Here is an 18,276-nt window from a genome sequence, read left to right on the forward strand (position 1 = left end):
TCGCTGCATGAATCCGGACGACGAGACGCCCGGCGGCCTTCTCCACTGGCTACGCGAACGGCTGCATATCGTCATCGGCACGGGCGGTCTGATCGCCTGGCTGGTCATGCTGTGGCTGATGTTCGGCGACGTCCTTTAACCCTCAATCGGGCGCGCCCCTAGCCCCGGGCGGCCAGTTGGTCTAGCATCGGGCCATGACAGGACTCTCACCGACCGAAATCGGGATCGTGGAGCATCTTAGGAGACGACAGGCGGACATGGCCGCGCAAGTCGTCGACTGGGCGCAGGTCAACTCAGGCAGCCGCAATCTCGCCGGGCTGGAACAGATGCGCCAGCATATCGCGGCCCGACTGACGGAGATTGCCGATACGGTCGCAACCGTTGCGCCAGAGCCCGCTGAAACGCTGGATGAGGCAGGCCGCACCGTTGCGCTCGCTCATGGCGCCAATCTGCTCGCCCGCAAGCGTGTCGCCTGCGCCCGCCGCATGATCCTCACCGGGCATATGGATACGGTCTTCCCGCCCGATCACCCGTTCCAGACCTGTCGCCTGATCGATGACGACCGCCTCAACGGCCCCGGCACCGCCGATATGAAAGGCGGGCTCATCGTGATGATCGAGGCGCTGGCTGCGCTGGAGGCGGCGCATGCCATTCCCGATTTCGGCTGGGATGTGGTGGTCAATGCCGATGAGGAAGTTTCCTCGCTAGGGTCGGCAGCGCTGCTGCGCGAGACGGCGCGGCGCTGCCAGACCGGCATGACCTTCGAGCCTTCCGTCACGGTGGATGGCACGCTGGCGAGTGCCCGGCGAGGCAGCGGCAATTTCACCGTCGCTATGACTGGCCGATCCGCCCATGCTGGCCGCAATCCGCTGGATGGCCGCAATGCCGTGGTGGCCGCAGCCGATCTCGCGGTGCGGCTGGATGCGCTCAAGCACGAGATCGAGGGGCTTTCCGTCAATGTCGCGCGCCTGTCCGGCGGCGGCGCCAACAATGTTGTGCCCGATCGGGCGCTGCTGAGCTGGAACATGCGGCCCGTGGACCTGGCCGGCCAGCAGGCCGCCGAGCAGGCCATCGCCCGGATCATTGCGCAGGTCAGTGCGGATCATGGCGTGACGATCGCGCTCGCAGGCAGCTTTGCGCGACCGCCCAAGCCCTTCGACGCGAAGCATCAGGCGCTGTTCGGGCTGGTCCGGGAAACCGGCGCGGACCTCGGCCTTGCCATCGACTGGCAGCCAAGCGGCGGCGTTTGCGATGGCAACAACATCGCCGCCCAGAATGTCGCGGTGGTGGACACGATGGGCGTGCGCGGGGGCGCCATCCATACCGATGAGGAGTTCATGATTCTGAGTTCACTGAGCGAACGCGCCGCGCTGGCTGCCATCACCATGCTGCGGATCGCGCAAGGACGGCTCGACCACGCCCTCAATTCCGCGCCGGATATGGCAGGGGTCGCCCATGACTGACGGCTCTTTCAACGACTGGTTCGTCCGCCCTGCGACAACGGCGGATATCGACGCCATCTACACGCTCGCCGGCCAGACCGGGCCGGGCTTCACCAATCTGCCCCATGATCGTGAGGCCCTGTTCGCACGCCTCGAACGATCCCAGCGCAGCTTTGAGGCGCGGCTGAGCCAGCCCGATGACGAGCTGTACATGTTCGCGCTGGAAGAAGCCGGCACCGGGCGGATCGGCGGAACGGCGCTCATCTTCTCCAGCGTCGGCACCAAGAAGCCCTTTTATTCCTACAAGCTCACCCGGCTCTCGCAGCACTCGCGCCAGCTCGACCGCATCGTCACGACGAGCGTGCTCAATCTGGTCAACGACTTTGCCGGCGCGAGCGAGGTCGGCGGCCTGTTTCTGGTGCCCGAGCTGCGGCGCAGCGGGCTGGGCGTGCTGCTCGCGCGCAGCCGCTATCTGTTCATGGCCATGCACCGTGTGCGCTTCGGCCAGCAGGTGCTCACCGAATTGCGGGGCTGGCAGGAACCCGAAGGCGTCTCGCCATTTTGGGAAGGGCTGACCCGGCGCTTCTTCGACCTGGAATTCGCCGATGCCGACCGCTTTCACGCCCTCAACGGCAACCAGTTCATCGCCGATCTCATGCCCAAGCACCCGATCTACACCACCCTGCTGCCACCCGAGGCGCAGGCAGCTATCGGCAAGCCGCACGCCAGCGGCGCTGCGGCCATGAAGCTGCTCGCGGCCGAGGGCTTCCGCTATGATGGCTATGTCGATCTGTTCGACGCCGGGCCAACCATGCAGGCCGATGTCGATGATTTGCGGGCAGTGAAGGAAAGCCGCGAGGCGGCTGCCTTCAGCGATGCACCTGCATCTCAGACCCAGGCCCGCCCGATGTTGCTGGCCGCCGGAGATTTGCTGGATTTCCGCGCCTGGCGCGCCGCCGGGCAGATCGATACCGAAGGAGAGCGCCTGACCCTGCCAGCGGATGCGATGGCGCTCGGCCGCCTGAGCGAGGGCGCAACGGCCCGTTATCTGACGACCGACTGACCGAACAGACCAGAGACGAAACGAGCGGAAGAGCCATGAACGACCTGATTTCCACCGACCCGTGCACGGGAGACGTCGTCTGGCGGGGCGTTGCTGCGGATGCAGCTACCGTCGATGCCGCCGTCGCGCAGGCCCGGTCCGCCCAGCCCGGCTGGGAGCGCACGGCGCTGGAAGAGCGCATCGCCATCCTGCGCGCCTATGCCAGCGCGGTGAAGGCCCATGCAGACGACGTCGCCCGGGTAATCTCGCGCGAGACGGGCAAGCCCTTCTGGGAAACCAGGACCGAGGCGGCCAGCGTCGCTGCCAAGGTGGAGATTTCCATCGTTGCGCAGGCGGAGCGGGCGGGCGAGACGCTGCGGGATGGAGACGGATTCGCGCTGGCGCTGCGTCACCGGCCCCATGGCGTGCTGGCGGTGCTCGGGCCTTATAATTTCCCGGCGCATCTGCCCAACGGGCACATTGTCCCGGCCCTGCTGGCAGGCAATGCCGTGGTCTTCAAGCCCAGCGAACTGGCGCCTGCGACGGCGGAACTGATGGGCCAGCTTTGGCGACAGGCTGGCCTGCCCGACGGCGTGCTGCAGATCGTGCAGGGCGGCGGTGAGACCGGCAAGGCAGTGGCCGCGCATCCGGGCACGGATGGTCTGCTGTTCACCGGCAGTTCGAGCACCGGGAAGCTCCTCGCCCGCGCATTCGCCGACGCGCCGGGCCGCATTCTCGCGCTGGAGATGGGCGGCAACAATCCGCTGCTCGCCTGGGAGATCGGCGAGGCCGACATGGACGCTGCCGTTGCGCTCATCGTCCAGTCCGGCTGGCTTTCCGCCGGGCAACGCTGCACCTGCGCGCGCCGACTGATCGTGCAGGACGAGATCGCCGACGCGCTCATCGAGCGGGTCACGGCAACACTGGACAGGCTGATCGTCGGCGCGCCCTTCGACGATCCGCAGCCCTTCATGGGGCCGGTGGTGGATAATCGCGCCGCCGATCTGGTGGAGGCGCGCGTTGCGGATCTGCTTGCGTTGGGCGGGCGCCCGATCCGTCCGCTGGTCCGGAGGGACTCCGGCTTGCCCTTCCTCTCCCCGGCGCTGATCGACATGACCGGCATCGAGATTGCCCCTGACGAGGAGATTTTCGGCCCGGTGGTCCAGCTCTGGCGCGAGACGCATTTCGAGCGCGCCATCGCCCGCGCCAATGCCACGCGCTTTGGGCTATCTGCGGCCATGCTGGGCGGAAGCCGAGCGCAGTTCGAGCAGTTTCGCGCCGCCACGCGCGCCGGCGTCGTCAACTGGAACCGGCCCACCAACGGCGCCAGTTCCGCCATGCCATTTGGCGGCATCGGCGACAGCGGAAATCTGCGCCCCAGCGCTTATTATGCCGCAGATTATTGCGCCTTCCCCGTCGCGGGCCTGGAGGCCCCGGCACTGGACGGCGCGCTTTCCACCGGGCTGCGCGCATGAGCACCGCGCCCGTCTTTCGCGAGGTCAATTTCGATGGGCTGATCGGCCCGACCCACAATTATGCGGGCCTCAGCCTCGGCAATCTGGCCGCCACGCTCCATGCCGGCGAGGTCTCCCAGCCCCGCAAGGCAGCCCTGCAAGGCATCGCCAAGATGCGCACGCTGCACGGGCTGGGACTGGGACAGGGCTTCTTCCTGCCGCACGATCGCCCGAACGCGGGCTGGCTGCGTCAATTCGGCTTCGACGGTTCGGATGCGCAGGTCTATGCCCTCGCATGGGCGGAAGAACCGCTGCTGTTCGCTCAAGCCACCAGCGCATCGGCGATGTGGGCAGCCAATGCGGCGACGGTCTCCCCTGCCCCGGATACGGCGGACGGGCGGACGCACTTCACCGTCGCCAATCTCGCGACCATGGCGCACCGCAGCCATGAATGGCCCGAAACGCTGCGGCAGTTGCGGCACATCTTCGCGGACGAACGCTATTTCGCGGTCCATGATCCGGTCCCCGCTCGCTTCGGCGATGAGGGCGCCGCGAACTTCATGCGGCTGGCCTCCCCCGTGAACGGCCCCGGCGTCGAGGTCATGGTCTATGGCGAACCGGGCGGGCGCTTTCCTGCCCGCCAATCGGCCGAAGCCTGCCGCGCGATCTTCCGTCGGCACGGCATTGAGGACGGCCTGACCGTACAGCAATCCGCCGACGCCATCGCAGCGGGCGCGTTCCACAATGATGTCGTGGCCGTCGCGCACGAAAACATCCTCTTCGCGCATGAACAAGCCTTTGCGGACAAGGCGGCCTTTTATGCCGCGCTGTCGCAGCGCTGCCCGGACCTGATCATCCTAGAGGTGCCGGCCAGCGAAGTCTCGCTGGAAGCCGCCATCGCCTCCTATTTGTTCAATTCCCAATTGGTGACACTGCCGGACGGGCAGCGAGCGCTGATTCTCCCGATGGAGTGCCAGGAAACCCCCGCCGTCAAAGCCTGGCTGGACAGCAATGTCGGCGCCAACGGCCCGATCCACACCTCCCATTTCGTCGATGTGCGCGAATCCATGCATAATGGCGGCGGCCCTGCCTGCCTGCGCCTGCGCGTGCTGCTCTCACGTGAGGCGGAACAGGCGGTTCACCCTGCCCATCTGCTCGACGAGCGCGGACTGGACCGCCTGGAGACGATCGTCGGCAATCACTGGCCCGAGCGCCTCGCCCCGTCCGATCTCGGCCTGCCCGACCTCTGGGCGCAGGCACAGGCGGCGCGGACGGCCTTGCGCCATGCATTGGAGCAAGCCCTGCCATGACCCGCTTCGTCGATCCTGCTGACATTCGCCTCGCCTTTTCGGAGGCGATGTCCGCGATGTACCGGGCCGAGGTGCCGCTTTACGGCACGCTGCTGGAGATCGTCGCCACGAGCAATGCCCGCCTGCTGCGGGACGATCCCGCGCTGAACGAACGGCTGGCGGCGCAGGGCGAACTCGACCGGCTCAGTGCCGAGCGCCACGGCGCCATCCGGGTCGGCACGCCAGAAGAACTGCACCTCATGCGGCGGCTGTTCGCCGTGATGGGCATGGTGCCGGTCGGCTATTATGATCTCGGCGTGGCCGGTCTGCCGGTGCATTCGACAGCGTTTCGGCCGATTGACACGGCATCGCTGAACCGCTGCGCCTTCCGTATCTTCTGCTCGCTGCTGCGGCTCGAGCTGATCGAGGATGTTGCGTTGCGCGAACAGGCCCAGGCGCTGCTCGCCCGACGCAGCATCGTCACAGATGGCGCGCTGGCGCTGATCGACCGCTTCGAGCGGGAGGGCGGTCTGGGCACCGAAGAGGCAGAAGCCTTCGTGCTGGAGGCGTTGGAAACCTTCCGCTGGCATGGCGAAGCGCTGGTGGACCATGCAACCTATGAAGCCTTCAGTCGCGCGCACCGGCTGATCGCCGACATTGTGTGCTTCCGCGGTCCGCACATCAATCACCTGACGCCCCGCGCGCTCGACATCGATGCGGTTCAGGCCGAGATGATCGCGCGCGGCATCAAGGCCAAGGCCGTGATCGAAGGCCCGCCCCGCCGGTCTGTCCCGATCCTGCTGCGCCAGACGAGTTTTCAGGCGCTGGAGGAGGCCATCCTGTTCCGCGATGGCGATGAGAGCGTGGCCGGCGTCCACACCGCACGGTTCGGCGAGATCGAGCAGCGCGGGATTGCGCTGACGCCACATGGCCGCGCGCTTTACGATGCGATCCTCGCGGAAGCCGAGCAGGCCCGCGGCCTGGGCGAAAAAGGCTATGAAGCGCGCCTGGCAGAGATCTTCCAGCGCTTTCCCGACGATCTGGATGCGATCCGCGAACAGGGGCTGGCCTATTTCACTTATGCGCCGACGCCCAAGGCCGCTATGCTTCCTGCGGGACGCCAGCTGCCATCCGGCGCACCGGACGAGCTGGTTGCAGATGGCTGGCTGGAAGCGAGCCCGATCACCTATGAGGACTTCCTGCCGGTCAGTGCCGCCGGCATCTTTCGCTCCAATCTCGCCGATGCAGAGACTGGATCCCGCGCAGGCGCCTCATCGCAGGATGAGTTTGAGGCCGCGCTCGGCGTCCCGTGCCTCGACCCGTTCGGATTATATCTCGATCAGGAACAGGCCTCACTCGAGATTTTGGGATAGCAGACCGGCGTTCACGCCGCCGCAGAACCTTCACCGCTCAAGGCCCGGGCGCGAACCATGAGACGGCTCACAATGGCCTGATAAAATGCTCGATCCTCGGCGCTCGCCTCGCTCCAGAGGCTGGCATCGCGCACGGAGGCCTCGTGGTGGAGCGCCTTGTACACCACGGCACCGGCCTCGGTCGGTTGCAGGACGATATCGCGGCGGCGGGTCGGCCTGAATCGCTCGATCAGCCCGCTCTCCTCCAGCGCCGAGACCGTCCGGCCGATCTGGCTCTTGTCCCGGCCCATCGCCTTGATCAGCTGCGCCATTGGCAGCGGCGCGTACAGGCCAATCAGCGCGAGAACCTGACCCTGAAAGTTCGACAGGCCGTGCATCCGCTGGCAGGAAAGCATGGCGCTACGCTTGAGATAGGCGACCAGTCCGACCAGCTTGGGCGCGATGAGGTCCGGCGGCGGCTCGATCTTCTTGCCCTCCGGTCCGACAGGCCATGAAGGCGTGCCGGCCCCGCCCGGTGCCGCACCAATGATCCCCGCCTCGACACTCAGGCAGCGCTCGTGATTGTAGATGCGGGCGGCCTTCTGCGCCAACTGGTCGGTGAGCAGGCCGAAGCGCTCCAGTTCGTCGCGCCCCAGACCGCCTACCAACTGGCCGTCACGGGCGCGGACGATGGCGCGAATCTTTTCAAAGAGCACCCGCCCCGACGGGGAGAGGGTGAGTTTGGCGCGCAGCTTCTCACGCACGATCAATCCGTCCCGCTCCAGCGGCTTGATCGCGCGACTGACCTGCGCCTTTTCGTAGCCGGCAAAGCCGACGATGTCCTGAGAGGTCATGCCGCCGGAGAGCCCGAGCAGCAGCAGTAGATGGCGATGGATTTCTTTGTAACCCACCTCCGCCTCGAACAGCGGCAGGCCGCCCTCGCGGATCGCGCGCATGAGCAGCATGAGGCGCATCCCCAGAAGCCCGGCATCGAGCTGGGCGGGACCGATATCCGCCTCTTGCGTCACGATATTTTTGCTCCTCGCCCCTGGCATGCTGTCATCTGCATGATAAAGCCCATCGAACCCGATCAGGCAACCGGCGCGACGATATAGTGTGAGTCTTGCGACAGAGCTGTGATCGCGACGCGACAGGTCATCGACCGCTCAGGAGACACCATGCTCAGGATTTTCCGTTATATCGCCCTGGTGGAAGGCATCACGACCCTCGCGCTGTTCCTGATCGCGATGCCGCTCAAATATGGCTTCGACAATCCCGCGCTGATCCGTCCGGTCGGGATGACCCACGGCATCGCGTTCCTGCTCTACATCGGCGCGATGCTGTTCGTGCTGCCGGGCAAGGGCTTTGGTGTCATGGGCTGGCTGCGGACGACGCTGGCGGCGTTCTTCCCGTTCGGCACCTTTCTCAACGATCCCTATCTCAAGCGGCAAGAGGCCGCCCTCACCCAGGGGCGCGCACGCTCCGTCTAAGCCTGCGCGCCGAAGAGGCCGCGAAGATCAGGCCTTGAGGCGCTCGGCGTGCCAGCGGATATGCTCGGCCATGAAGGTCGAGATGAAATAATAGCTGTGGTCATAGCCGGGCTGCATGCGGATTGTTGCGGGCTGACCGGCCTTGGCGCAGGCCGCTTCCAGCAGATGCGTACGCAGCTCCTGCTCGAGGAAATTGTCCGCACCGCCCTGATCGACCAGCAGGTCGGGCAGTCGCGCACCGCTTTCGATCAGCGCCACGGCATCATGCTGCGCCCAGGCCGATGCATCGTCCCCCAGATAGCCGCCGAGCGCCTTCTGGCCCCACGGCACCTGGCTCGGCGCGACGATGGGCGCGAAGGCGGAGACGGACCGGAAGCGCTCAGGATTGTGCAGCGCGATGGTCAGCGCACCATGGCCGCCCATGCTGTGCCCGGTGATGCCCTGCCGCGCCATATCGACAGGGAAATTTGCGGCGATCAGCGCCGGCAGTTCCTGCTCGATATAGCTTTTCATGCGATAATGGGTCGCGAAGGGTGCCTGGGTCGCATCGACATAGAAGCCGGCGCCTAGGCCGAAATCATATTTGCCTTCCGCATCGTCGGGCACATCCTCGCCGCGCGGACTGGTATCGGGCGCCACGAAGACGACTTTCTCCGCCGCGCAGGCCGCGCGATACTCGCCCTTTTCCATGACGTTCGCATGGGTGCAGGTGAGGCCGGAGAGGTAGAAGAGCACGGGCAATGTTTCGCCCGGCTCATGCTCGGGGACGAAGACGGCGAATGTCATCGCCGTCCCCGTCTCCGAAGATGTGTGCCGGTAGACGCCCTGGACGCCGCCATAGGCCTTGTTCGTCGAGAGCGTCTCCAACGTCATCGATCAGGCGCCTTCAGGCAGCTGGCAGAAGACGCAGATCTTGTTGCCGGTCGGATCGCGCAGATAGGCGCCATAGGCATTGCCCGGCGCCTGCGGGCGCTTGCCCGGCTCGCCTTCGCTGGTGCCGCCATTGGCCAAACCGGCAGCGTGGAACGCATCGACCTGATCCTTGTCGGCAGCGGCAAAGCCGATCGTGCCGCCATTGGCATGGGTCGCCGGCTCGCCGTTGATCGGCGAAATGATGCCGAAGGTGCCGCCATTGTGCGAATAGAAAGCGCGATCGCCGATGTTGTGGCCGGCGCCAGCGCCCAGTGCGCCGAGCACGGCGTCATAGAATTTCGCGCTCTGCGCGAGGTCCTTCGCGCCAACCATGATATGCGTAAACATTGTAACTCTCCTCTTGGTTACTCAAAATCCTGCGCGCGCCGGAGCATCACTGGGGTTCATCCCAAGCCGCGCAAAGCTTGTTGCCATCCGGATCGCGCAGATACGCGACCCAGATACCCCGCCCGGTGGCGGGCGAAATCCGGTTCTCCGGCTCTCCCTCGCACGCCTGGCCGCCATGCGCCAGGCCGGCTGCATGCCAGGCCTTCACCGCCTCCGGTGATGGGGCCAGAAAGCCGACCGTCCCGCCATTGGCATGGGAAGCCGGCTGACCATCGATGGGGTGGCCAACGATGAACAGACCGCCGCCATTCCGATAGAGCAACCGCCCCTTCGCATCGGCCTGTGCCGGCGCGATGCCCATCGCCGCGAACGTTGCATCATAGAAGATGCGCGCGCGCTCGATGTCGTCGGTGCCGAGGACCAGATGCCTGAACATGGGTGCCGCTCCCGAGCGCAACCGCCGCCCTGCGGACCTTAGAACACCACCACGGAGCGGATGCTCTTGCCGGCATGCATCAGGTCGAAGGCGGTGTTGATCTCTTCCAAGCCCATGACGTGGGTGATCATGGGATCGATCTCGATCTTGCCGGTCATGTACATGTCGACGATCTTGGGCACGTCCGTGCGGCCCTTGGCACCGCCGAACGCCGTGCCGCGCCAGTTGCGCCCGGTAACGAGTTGGAATGGCCGCGTGGCGATCTCCTTGCCCGCTTCCGCTACGCCGATGATGATGCTGGTGCCCCAGCCACGATGGCAGGCTTCCAGCGCCGTGCGCATCACTTCGGTGTTACCGGTCGCGTCGAAGGTATAGTCCGCGCCGCCGTCGGTCATCGCCACGATCTTCGCTACCACATCCTCGCGGCTCATGCCCTTGGAATTGAGGAAGTCGGTCATGCCGAACTTGCGGCCCCATTCCTCGCGATCCGGGTTGATGTCGACGCCGATGATCTTGTTGGCGCCAGCCAGGCGCGCGCCCTGGATGACGTTGAGGCCGATGCCGCCGAGGCCAAAGATCACGACATTGTCGCCGACCTGAACCTTGGCGGTGTTGATGACCGCGCCCACACCCGTCGTCACGCCGCAGCCGATGTAGCAGCTCGTCTTGAACGGCGCGTCCTCGCGGATCTTGGCAACTGCGATCTCGGGCAGCACGGTGAAGTTCGAGAAGGTCGAGCAGCCCATATAATGGTAGATCGGCTGGCCTTTGTAGGAAAAGCGCGTCGTGCCGTCTGGCATCAGGCCCTTGCCCTGCGTCGCGCGGATCGCGGTGCACAGGTTGGTCTTGCCCGAGAGGCAGGACTTACACTGGCGGCATTCCGGCGTGTAGAGCGGGATGACATGGTCCCCCGGCACCACGGAGGTGACGCCCGCGCCGACCTCGCGCACGATGCCCGCGCCTTCATGGCCGAGCACGCTGGGGAAGATGCCTTCGCTGTCGAGGCCGTCGAGCGTGTACGCATCGGTATGGCAGATGCCCGTCGCCATGATCTCGACCAGAACTTCGCCCGCCTTGGGCCCTTCCAGATCCAGCTCGACGATCTCCAGCGGCTTCTTTGCCTCAAATGCTACCGCAGCCCGCGTTTTCATGCCCCATCTCTCCAGCAAGGAACGGCGCTCGCGCGCCAGTTGCCGCTTGTTGGAACCTGAGACTGATTCTTGCAACCCCGCCCAAGCCGGTCGAACGCTTATTTCGCGCGGCACAGGGCCAGCAGGCCGGCCTCCCCGGCGCCGAGGCTGAGCAGCGCGCAGAGCAGGATCGCGAGGGCAGCGAGCGTCCGCACGCCGGGCTTACGGGCCAGCCCGGCCAGCATCGTGGCGCCGACCTGTACCGCAAGCAACGCCGGCAGCGTGCCGATGCCAAAGCCCGCCATGACCAGCAGTCCGCCGGTGAGCGACCCGGCAAAGGCCGCATATAGCAACGCACCGTAGACCATTCCGCACGGCATCATGCCCCAGCCAAAGCCGGTGGCGACCATGCGCAGGCGCGGCGGCAGCATCGATCGCGCCGCGCCTGCGACGTAAGCCGGCACATGCACCTGCCCCCGGATCGCGTGACCGACCACAGCGGGGCTCGGCATAAGGCCCAGCATCGAGAAGCCGACCCAGGCGAGACTCATCGCCGCGGCCCAGCGCAGGAGCAGATGGCCGAGTCTCGCATCCAGCCCGCCCAGCGCCAGTGCGCCCAGCGCCCCCGCCGCGCCACCCATCACCATATAGGCCCCGATACGACCGGCATGGAGCCGCGCCGCAAAGGCTGCGGGATGGTCCCCCTCTCCCCGCGCCTGGTCGAGCAGCAGCGCGATGCCGCCGCACATGCCCACGCAATGCAGGCTGGAGGCAAAGCCGAGCAGAAATCCGCCGCCAAAGGTCCACGGATCGGCCATCGCTCAGATCGCGCTGCTGAACCGCTGCTGGGACAGGGCGCGATGGCGGTCGAACAGCACTGCGACGGCGCGCCCATAAGGCCGGCCCTGTTCGGCGATGCGCAGGCTATTGCCCTCCAGCGTAGCGAGGCCCCGCTCCAGGAAGGGCGCGAGCCGGGCACGCAGGTCCGTCAGGTGCAGATCGGTCCCGACATCGGCAGCGCGGCCACACAGCATATCCTCGATGATCGCGCCACGCCGCTGGTCATCCGCGTCACGCAGGATGCCGCGCTCGCCGGTCAGGCGACCGGCGCCAGCGCGCATCCGGTAGCGGCCGCTATTCTTGTCATTCTGCACGACGAGATGCGGAAACTGGCCGATGGCCGTCGCGCCGATGCCGATCAGCACATCAGCTCGATCCTCGGTAAAGCCCTGAAAATTGCGCCGCAACCTGCCCTGCAGCTGTGCCTTGGCGAGATCGTCATGGGGCAGCGCGAAGTGATCGAAGCCGACCGGGACATAACCCGCGCTAACCAGGCGATCATGCCCCAGCGCCGCCATGGCGAAGCGCTCGGCCTGATCAGGCAGATGGGTGGCATCGATCCGCTTCTGGCGGGGCAGCATATGCGGCACATGCGCATAGCCGAACAGGGCGATCCGGTCTGGCCGCATAGCGATGGCCTCGTCCAGCGTCTGCTCGAGCAACGCGCGATCCTGCCCCGGCAGACCGTACATCAGATCGAAATTGATGGACCGCACGCCGTTGCTGCGCAGGCGATCAACCGCGCTGACGATGAGGTCGCGCGGCTGGACCCGCCCGATTGCGGCCTGAATGGCGGGATCGAAGGTCTGCACGCCAAGGCTGGCGCGTTTGGTGCCGGAGACGCCCAGCGTCATCGCCCAGCGCTGGTCGAATCCGCGCGGATCGATCTCGACCGAGAGCACCGGCGCGCCACAGTTGAAGGCCAGCATCATCTCATCGACCAGCCGGGCAAACTCCAGCGGCGGGATGGCATTGGGGCTGCCGCCGCCAAAGGCGATGCGCTCGACGCGGGCGCGTCCGCCGAGGCGCTGGGCGACAGTGCGAATTTCGGCATGAAGCGCATCGAGATAGCTGGTCAGCCGCTGCGCCTTGTTGGAGCGCCCGGTGTTGCACCCGCAATACCAGCATATCTCCTCACAAAAGGGGATGTGCACATAAAGCGAGACGGGTTGCCCCGGCTGCACCGCATCCAGCGCATGGCCGAGATATGCCTCCCCCACCCGGTCCGTGAATTCGGCCGCCGTCGGATAGCTGGTGTAGCGCGGCACCGGCCGGGCGAGCAGATCGGGATAATAGGACCACATGGAAATGGCTCTACTTTGTCGAGCCTTGGCTGCCCTTGACCTCGATCAAGCCAAGTCTTGCGCTGGGTCAATGAGCGGCGCCCAACCCAATCCTAATGAGCGATGCAGGTTCAGGGAAAGAAAGGAAAGAACCCATGAATGCTCGTTTATTCAGCTGTGTCGCCGGTCTTGCGATGCTCGCTGCCCCCGGGGTCGCGCAGGCGCAACAAGGCAAGGTGCAGGTCAAGCTGATGGCAACCGGCGTGCTGCCCAATGGCAAGATCGATACGGTCAAATCCGCCACGGTGACGCTGCCCGCCGGCACGGACACCGCCGCTAGCGACAATTGGGTGCCGACCGCCGCAATCGAATATTTCCTGAGCGATGCCGTCTCGGTGGAGACGATCTGCTGCATGACCGCGCACCATGTGGATGGCGCGGGCGCGATCAAGGGCGTCAACCGGCTGCTCGATGACATCAAGATCGTGCCGGCGACGGTGACGCTCAAATATCACCTCAACGCCGGCCCCATCAAACCCTATATCGGCGCCGGGCCGAGCTACTTTTGGGTGGTGGACTCCAAGGTGGGCGCGGGCGGCACTGCCGCGCTGGGCGCCGCGAGCGCCAAGCTCAAGAGCAAGGTGGGCTTCGCGCTGCAGGCCGGCGTCGACATTCCGGTGAATGATACCGGCCTTGGCATCTCGTTCGACGCCAAGCGCTACTTCGTCCGGCCCACCGCAGAATTCTACAATGCCTCCGGCGCCACCGTCCTGGCGACGCGGCACGAACTCGATCCCTGGGTCGTCAGCGGCGGCGTCAGCTACCGCTTCTAAGCCCAGTTCCCGGCACGCGCCGGCAAGGCGGGTCTGCTCCTCCCTCTCCCGGAGCAGGCCCGTTTTTTTGTGCTCGTACCCCTAGTGCAGGATCGGCAGCTCATTGGGGCTCGCCCCTCCTCTGAAGAGGAGGGGAGCATCTTCGCGGTATTCTCAAGTCGCGTCAGTCCGACGGCTTATCCTGATCCTCGATCAGAATGCGCAAGGCAGCGCCATCCGGGTCGTCGAACTGGCCATTGCGCAGCGACCACATGAACGCGACCAAGCCGGTCAGGCCGAGCAGCAGGGCGACGGGGATGAGGAAGATCAATCCGTTCATTTGACAGCCCAGCGCAGACGGAGGGAATTGGCCACCACGATGAGCGAACTGCTCGACATCGCGACGGCAGCAATCAGCGGCGTGACATAGCCGGCAATCGCCAGCGGCACAGCCAGCGCATTATAGCCGATCGCCAGACCGATATTCTGCCGCACGATGCGCATGGTGGCGCGCGAGGCCCGCACCGACTTGGGGATACCCGAGAGGCTGTCACCCAGAAACACGATGTCCGCCGCCTGCTGGCCGACATCGCTCGCCGAGCCGGGCGCCATGGAGACATGGGCCGCGGCAAGTGCCGGGCCGTCGTTCAGTCCGTCGCCTACCATCAAAGGCTTGTGTCCGGCCTCGGCCAGCGCCTGCAGCCGCGCCAGCTTGTCGGCCGGGCGCATCCCGCCCTCGGCCGGCACGCCGAGCTGATCGGCTAGCGATTGGACCGCCTCCTCCCGATCGCCCGACATGATCGCCGGCGGCAGACCAAGGCCGCGCAGGTCCGCCAGCGCCCGCGCGGCATCCGGGCGCAGCGCATCGGCGAAGCGGGTGATGTGACGGCGCCCGTGCGCCAGCTCCAGCGCGACCGCCATGGTCGGATCGTCACTTGCGCCAGCCTGATCGCTCAGATCCTGCGGTGTCGGCTTGCCCATCGCAACGGGCTGGCCCTGCCAACGCGCGCGCACGCCCTCGCCGGGAATATCCTCGACGTCAGCAAGAACCGCCGGGCTGACATGCTCGCCGCCCAGCGCTTGCCGGAGCGCCACCGCGAGGGGGTGGCGGCTGGTCATGGCCAGCGCGCGGGCGATGCTCCGCTCCTCCTCGTCCAGCGCCTCGACGCCAGAGGCACGCGGGCGACCGAGCGTGAGGGTGCCGGTCTTGTCGAACAGGGCCTGATCGGCCTGCGCGAGGCGTTCCAGCGCGCTGCCATCCTTCACCAGCAGCCCGGCGCGCATCATCGCGCCGCAGACCACCACCTGCGCCACCGGCACGGCGAGGCCCAGCGCGCAGGGGCAGGTGATGATCAGCACGGCGATGGCGACCAGCAGCGATTGGTGCCAGCCCGCCCCGGCGATCATCCAGCCGGCAAAGGTGATGGCAGCGAGCAGATGCACCACCGGCGCGTAAAGCCGCGAGCATTTGTCGGCGAGGCGGACATAGCGGGACTTGGCCTGGCCGGCGCTTTCCATCAGCCGGGCAATCTCGGCAATCGCCCGCCCCTCGCCTACGGCCGTCACGCGCAGCGTCACCGGGCCGTCGAGATTGAGCGTGCCGGCGGTCGCCATGTCGCCCGCGCGCAGCGTGACAGGCGCACTTTCGCCGGTCAGCAAGGAGAGATCGAACCGGCTGCTGCCCTGCTCGATTATGCCATCTGCCGCGAGCCGCTCGCCGGCGGCAACCAGAACGCGGTCGCCTACGGCCAGCGCATCGGCGGCAACCCACTGGCTCGCGCCATCCTCGGCCAGCCGCATGGCACCGGGCGCGGTGCGGCGTACCAGCGCTTCAGCTCCGCTGGCGGCGCGCGCGCGCATCATTTCATCCAGCACCCGGCCGGCGAGCAGGAAGGTGAGCAGCATCAACGCGCCATCGAACCAGGCATGGCGACCGCCGATGATCGTCTCGTAGAGGCTCATCGAGGTCGCCAGAATGACGCCGATGGAGATCGGCACATCCATATTGGTCGTGCCCGCCCGCAGCGCCTTGAAGGCCGAGCGGAAGAAGGGCTGTCCCGCATAGGCCACCGCCGGGATGGCGATCAGCGCGGAAATCCAGTGGAACAATTCGCGCGCGCTGCCATCCGCCCCGGACCAGACCGAGACCGAGAGCAGCATGACGTTCATCGCCGCAAAGGCTGACACGGCAAGAGCGCGGATCAACTTACGCAGCGCCTGGCTGCGCTCATGCGCCGCCGCGCTGTGCAGCGGTTGCGCCTCGAACCCGATCGCATCGAAGGCGCGCAGCAGGTCCGGCTCGGCCAGATCGGCGGCATGCGAGACGATCACGGTCTTGGCCGAGAAATTCACGCGGGCCGCGTGGACCCCCGGCTGCAATGGTAACAGCCGCTCGATCTTGGAAATGCAGCCGGCGCAATGCATGTCCGGCACGGCGAGGCGGGTTTCCACCGCATCCGCCGACCAATCGGGCCTTGGCGCCACATAGGTCATGACAGATCGACCACCCGGTTGATCTCCCGCCCATGGGCGCGGGCCCGCACATGGACGATCCAGCGGCCCTGCGGCAGGGGCTGGAGGCTCTCATACACGCCATCGCCGAGCGCCCGGAATTGCAGCGCGATATCGGGCTTGCGGCCGAGCGGGTGGCGGGCGGTGGCGGTCAGCGCCACATCGTTCATCGGCGCATTCGCACTGCGCAGCGTCGCGCTCAGCCGTGTCTCCGCAGTCCGATTCAGCGTGAGCGCCCAGCCCAGCGCGTTTTCGGCGCGGGCCTGCGCCAGCCATTTGTTGAACTCCTGGCTGGCGACGTAACTGTTCTGCACCACCAGCCCGCCGAATGTGGAGCTTGCGAGGAAGGCCATGGTGAAATTGACGGCCATGACCACGCCGAAAAAGCTGACGAGAATGACGGTGATATGCCGTCCGGTGAACTTGCGGGTCATTGGCCTACCTCCGGGCGAACAAAGCTCTCATCATCCTGCGCTGCCTCTTTCTGCTCGTCGAGCGTGCGCAACGTGAAGGCGAAATCCTGGCGGGCAACGCCCTGCGCCGGCGCAACCACATGCACGCGTTCCTTGAGCACCTGATCGGGCGGCACGTCGATTTGCAGGGTCCGGCTCGCCTGATCGCGGGTCTGGCCCTCACGCCACATCAGCGCGCCGTCCAGCCCATCGAGGCCGATGGCCATAGGGCGCGCGCGGCTCTGCATGTTGCGCACCTTGATCAGATAGCTGTTGCGGATCGACCCGTCGGACAGGCGGACATAGACCGGATTGCGCTCCGCATTGGCCGCGATGTCGATGCGCGAACGCACGCCCAGCGCGAACAGCATGGCAAGGCCAATGCTCGCCCAGATCGCGAAATAGGCAATTGTGCGCGGACGGAAGAGGCGCTTGCGCACGGGCGCCGGCGCCTCGCCCTTCATCTCGGCCTCGCAGTCGATCTCTGTCGCATAATCGATCAGGCCGCGCGGACGGCCGATCTGCGCCATCACCTTGTCACAGGCATCGATGCACAAAGCGCAGGTGATGCACCCGATCTGCGGCCCCTCGCGAATGTCGATCCCGGTCGGGCAGACCTGCACACATTGCAGACAGTCGATGCAGTCGCCGGTCGGCAGCCCTTCATCCTGCGCCTTCTTCAGCCCCTTGGTGCGGGGCTCGCCGCGCCAGTGCTTGTAGGTCACGATGAGCGATTTCTCATCCGTCATCGCGGTCTGGATGCGCGGCCAGGGGCACATGTAGATGCACACCTGCTCGCGCATGAAGCCGCCGAAGATGAAGGTCGTCATGGTCAGCACGAAGGTGGTGCCATAGGCAACGAACGGCGCCTGCCCGGTCCAGAACTGGTGTTGCAGCGTCGGCGCATCGGCAAAGTAGAATATCCACGCGCCACCGGTCAGGAATGAGATGACGAGCCAGACCGCCCATTTGCGCAGCCGCTTCCAGACCTTCATCGGAGTCCAGGGCGCTTTCTCCAGCCTGATCTGCGCGTTGCGATCCCCATCGAGGAAGCGCTCGACATGCTGGAACAGATCGGTCCAGACCGTTTGCGGGCAGGCATAGCCGCACCAGGCGCGGCCGACGGCCGAGGTCACCAGAAACAGGCCGACGCCCGCCATGATGAGCAGCCCGGCGACGTAATAGAATTCGTGCGGCCAGATCTCGATGCCGAACATGAAGAAGCGGCGATTGGCGAGGTCGACCAGCACCGCCTGATTGGGCGCGTGCGGCCCGCGGTCCCAGCGGATCCAGGGCGTGGCCCAATAGATCGTCAGGGTGACGGCCATCACCAGCCACTTGAAGCGGCGGAACGGCCCATCGACCTGCTTGGGGAAGACCGACTTGCGCTTGGCGTAGAGGCTTTCCGCTGGCGCGGTAACATCATTCACGGGGGACATGGCAGCGTCCGTTGTTGGCGTCTTCGGCATCAGATTGCCTCCGA

19 protein-coding genes are annotated in these 18,276 nt (G+C 66.1%); 8 read left to right on the plus strand and 11 right to left on the minus strand.

The window, feature by feature from the left end; all coding sequences use genetic code 11:
• Positions 1–7 precede the first annotated feature (7 nt).
• The 6 genes from M2334_RS10240 to M2334_RS10265 are packed head-to-tail and all read left to right on the plus strand — an operon-like array spanning position 8 to position 6,600.
• Positions 8–139, plus strand: a complete 132-nt coding sequence (locus M2334_RS10240) for a hypothetical protein (protein WP_264576023.1) — start codon at positions 8–10, stop codon at positions 137–139.
• Between the two features lie 55 nt (positions 140–194).
• Positions 195–1,463: a hydrolase gene (locus M2334_RS10245; protein WP_264605347.1), complete on the plus strand. Its 1,269-nt coding sequence runs from the start codon at positions 195–197 to the stop codon at positions 1,461–1,463.
• On the plus strand, positions 1,456–2,505 hold the full coding sequence (locus M2334_RS10250) for an arginine N-succinyltransferase (RefSeq protein WP_264605348.1): 1,050 nt from the start codon (positions 1,456–1,458) through the stop codon (positions 2,503–2,505). Before M2334_RS10245 ends, M2334_RS10250 begins: the two co-directional genes overlap by 8 nt.
• Before the next feature lie 35 nt (positions 2,506–2,540).
• Complete coding sequence (gene astD / locus M2334_RS10255; protein ID WP_264605349.1) at positions 2,541–3,959, plus strand: succinylglutamate-semialdehyde dehydrogenase; 1,419 nt, start codon at positions 2,541–2,543, stop codon at positions 3,957–3,959.
• Positions 3,956–5,248, plus strand: a complete 1,293-nt coding sequence (locus tag M2334_RS10260; protein ID WP_264605350.1) for an N-succinylarginine dihydrolase — start codon at positions 3,956–3,958, stop codon at positions 5,246–5,248. Before astD ends, M2334_RS10260 begins: the two co-directional genes overlap by 4 nt.
• The gene (locus M2334_RS10265; RefSeq protein WP_264605351.1) at positions 5,245–6,600 is read left to right on the plus strand and encodes a VOC family protein; all 1,356 of its coding nucleotides are present in this window, start codon (positions 5,245–5,247) and stop codon (positions 6,598–6,600) included. The genes M2334_RS10260 and M2334_RS10265 overlap by 4 nt, the downstream gene beginning before the upstream one ends.
• An 11-nt stretch (positions 6,601–6,611) precedes the next feature.
• Here M2334_RS10265 and M2334_RS10270 read toward each other — a convergent pair whose 3' ends face one another.
• Positions 6,612–7,607, minus strand: coding sequence for a MarR family winged helix-turn-helix transcriptional regulator (locus M2334_RS10270; protein ID WP_264605352.1), 996 nt, complete (start codon positions 7,605–7,607; stop codon positions 6,612–6,614).
• A gap of 150 nt (positions 7,608–7,757) precedes the next feature.
• Here M2334_RS10270 and M2334_RS10275 point away from each other — a divergent pair, with 150 nt between their 5' ends.
• Entirely contained in the window at positions 7,758–8,069 is a 312-nt protein-coding gene (locus M2334_RS10275; protein ID WP_264572568.1) for a DUF3817 domain-containing protein, read from the plus strand.
• 27 nt (positions 8,070–8,096) lie between these two features.
• Here the strand turns inward: M2334_RS10275 and fghA are convergent, their stop codons facing one another.
• From fghA to hemN, 6 genes are all read right to left on the minus strand, one after another.
• The gene (gene fghA / locus M2334_RS10280) at positions 8,097–8,942 is read right to left on the minus strand and encodes an S-formylglutathione hydrolase (protein ID WP_319801345.1); all 846 of its coding nucleotides are present in this window, start codon (positions 8,940–8,942) and stop codon (positions 8,097–8,099) included.
• A 3-nt stretch (positions 8,943–8,945) separates the two neighbouring features.
• Positions 8,946–9,329: a VOC family protein gene (locus M2334_RS10285; protein ID WP_264576031.1), complete on the minus strand. Its 384-nt coding sequence runs from the start codon at positions 9,327–9,329 to the stop codon at positions 8,946–8,948.
• A 46-nt stretch (positions 9,330–9,375) separates the two neighbouring features.
• Positions 9,376–9,765 carry a VOC family protein gene (locus M2334_RS10290; protein WP_264605353.1) on the minus strand — a complete coding sequence of 130 codons (390 nt, stop codon included), beginning with the start codon at positions 9,763–9,765 and terminating at the stop codon, positions 9,376–9,378.
• A gap of 38 nt (positions 9,766–9,803) precedes the next feature.
• Entirely contained in the window at positions 9,804–10,916 is a 1,113-nt protein-coding gene (locus tag M2334_RS10295) for an S-(hydroxymethyl)glutathione dehydrogenase/class III alcohol dehydrogenase (RefSeq protein WP_264570027.1), read from the minus strand.
• Between the two features lie 98 nt (positions 10,917–11,014).
• Positions 11,015–11,713 (minus strand): sulfite exporter TauE/SafE family protein, encoded by a 699-nt coding sequence (locus tag M2334_RS10300; RefSeq protein WP_264594699.1) that lies wholly within the window; start codon positions 11,711–11,713, stop codon positions 11,015–11,017.
• A gap of 3 nt (positions 11,714–11,716) precedes the next feature.
• Positions 11,717–13,039 carry an oxygen-independent coproporphyrinogen III oxidase gene (gene hemN / locus M2334_RS10305; protein WP_264605354.1) on the minus strand — a complete coding sequence of 441 codons (1,323 nt, stop codon included), beginning with the start codon at positions 13,037–13,039 and terminating at the stop codon, positions 11,717–11,719.
• Between the two features lie 134 nt (positions 13,040–13,173).
• On the opposite strand from hemN, the gene M2334_RS10310 reads away from it, so the two are divergent.
• Positions 13,174–13,851, plus strand: coding sequence for an OmpW/AlkL family protein (locus M2334_RS10310; RefSeq protein ID WP_264586998.1), 678 nt, complete (start codon positions 13,174–13,176; stop codon positions 13,849–13,851).
• Between the two features lie 163 nt (positions 13,852–14,014).
• Here M2334_RS10310 and ccoS read toward each other — a convergent pair whose 3' ends face one another.
• Genes ccoS through ccoG form a run of 4 tightly spaced genes read right to left on the minus strand, consistent with a single transcriptional unit; the run spans position 14,015 to position 18,232 of the window.
• Positions 14,015–14,170, minus strand: a complete 156-nt coding sequence (gene ccoS, locus M2334_RS10315) for a cbb3-type cytochrome oxidase assembly protein CcoS (protein ID WP_264594701.1) — start codon at positions 14,168–14,170, stop codon at positions 14,015–14,017.
• Positions 14,167–16,323: a heavy metal translocating P-type ATPase gene (locus M2334_RS10320; protein ID WP_264605355.1), complete on the minus strand. Its 2,157-nt coding sequence runs from the start codon at positions 16,321–16,323 to the stop codon at positions 14,167–14,169. The genes ccoS and M2334_RS10320 overlap by 4 nt, the downstream gene beginning before the upstream one ends.
• The gene (locus tag M2334_RS10325; RefSeq protein WP_264570021.1) at positions 16,320–16,775 is read right to left on the minus strand and encodes a FixH family protein; all 456 of its coding nucleotides are present in this window, start codon (positions 16,773–16,775) and stop codon (positions 16,320–16,322) included. The genes M2334_RS10320 and M2334_RS10325 overlap by 4 nt, the downstream gene beginning before the upstream one ends.
• On the minus strand, positions 16,772–18,232 hold the full coding sequence (ccoG, locus tag M2334_RS10330) for a cytochrome c oxidase accessory protein CcoG (protein ID WP_264595403.1): 1,461 nt from the start codon (positions 18,230–18,232) through the stop codon (positions 16,772–16,774). The genes M2334_RS10325 and ccoG overlap by 4 nt, the downstream gene beginning before the upstream one ends.
• Between the last annotated feature and the right edge of the window lie 44 nt (positions 18,233–18,276).

Origin of the sequence: Sphingobium sp. B11D3D, assembly GCF_025961755.1 — a bacterium.
GTDB lineage: Bacteria > Pseudomonadota > Alphaproteobacteria > Sphingomonadales > Sphingomonadaceae > Sphingobium.

Coding starts and splice junctions, on each gene's coding strand:
- M2334_RS10240 (WP_264576023.1), top strand. CDS start 8: ATGAATCCGGACGACGAGACGCCCGGCGGCCTTCTCCACTGGCTACGC.
- M2334_RS10245 (WP_264605347.1), top strand. CDS start 195: ATGACAGGACTCTCACCGACCGAAATCGGGATCGTGGAGCATCTTAGG.
- M2334_RS10250 (WP_264605348.1), top strand. CDS start 1,456: ATGACTGACGGCTCTTTCAACGACTGGTTCGTCCGCCCTGCGACAACG.
- astD (WP_264605349.1), top strand. CDS start 2,541: ATGAACGACCTGATTTCCACCGACCCGTGCACGGGAGACGTCGTCTGG.
- M2334_RS10260 (WP_264605350.1), top strand. CDS start 3,956: ATGAGCACCGCGCCCGTCTTTCGCGAGGTCAATTTCGATGGGCTGATC.
- M2334_RS10265 (WP_264605351.1), top strand. CDS start 5,245: ATGACCCGCTTCGTCGATCCTGCTGACATTCGCCTCGCCTTTTCGGAG.
- M2334_RS10275 (WP_264572568.1), top strand. CDS start 7,758: ATGCTCAGGATTTTCCGTTATATCGCCCTGGTGGAAGGCATCACGACC.
- fghA (WP_319801345.1), bottom strand. CDS start 8,942: ATGACGTTGGAGACGCTCTCGACGAACAAGGCCTATGGCGGCGTCCAG.
- M2334_RS10285 (WP_264576031.1), bottom strand. CDS start 9,329: ATGTTTACGCATATCATGGTTGGCGCGAAGGACCTCGCGCAGAGCGCG.
- M2334_RS10290 (WP_264605353.1), bottom strand. CDS start 9,765: ATGTTCAGGCATCTGGTCCTCGGCACCGACGACATCGAGCGCGCGCGC.
- M2334_RS10295 (WP_264570027.1), bottom strand. CDS start 10,916: ATGAAAACGCGGGCTGCGGTAGCATTTGAGGCAAAGAAGCCGCTGGAG.
- M2334_RS10300 (WP_264594699.1), bottom strand. CDS start 11,713: ATGGCCGATCCGTGGACCTTTGGCGGCGGATTTCTGCTCGGCTTTGCC.
- hemN (WP_264605354.1), bottom strand. CDS start 13,039: ATGTGGTCCTATTATCCCGATCTGCTCGCCCGGCCGGTGCCGCGCTAC.
- M2334_RS10310 (WP_264586998.1), top strand. CDS start 13,174: ATGAATGCTCGTTTATTCAGCTGTGTCGCCGGTCTTGCGATGCTCGCT.
- ccoS (WP_264594701.1), bottom strand. CDS start 14,170: ATGAACGGATTGATCTTCCTCATCCCCGTCGCCCTGCTGCTCGGCCTG.
- M2334_RS10320 (WP_264605355.1), bottom strand. CDS start 16,323: ATGACCTATGTGGCGCCAAGGCCCGATTGGTCGGCGGATGCGGTGGAA.
- M2334_RS10325 (WP_264570021.1), bottom strand. CDS start 16,775: ATGACCCGCAAGTTCACCGGACGGCATATCACCGTCATTCTCGTCAGC.
- ccoG (WP_264595403.1), bottom strand. CDS start 18,232: ATGTCCCCCGTGAATGATGTTACCGCGCCAGCGGAAAGCCTCTACGCC.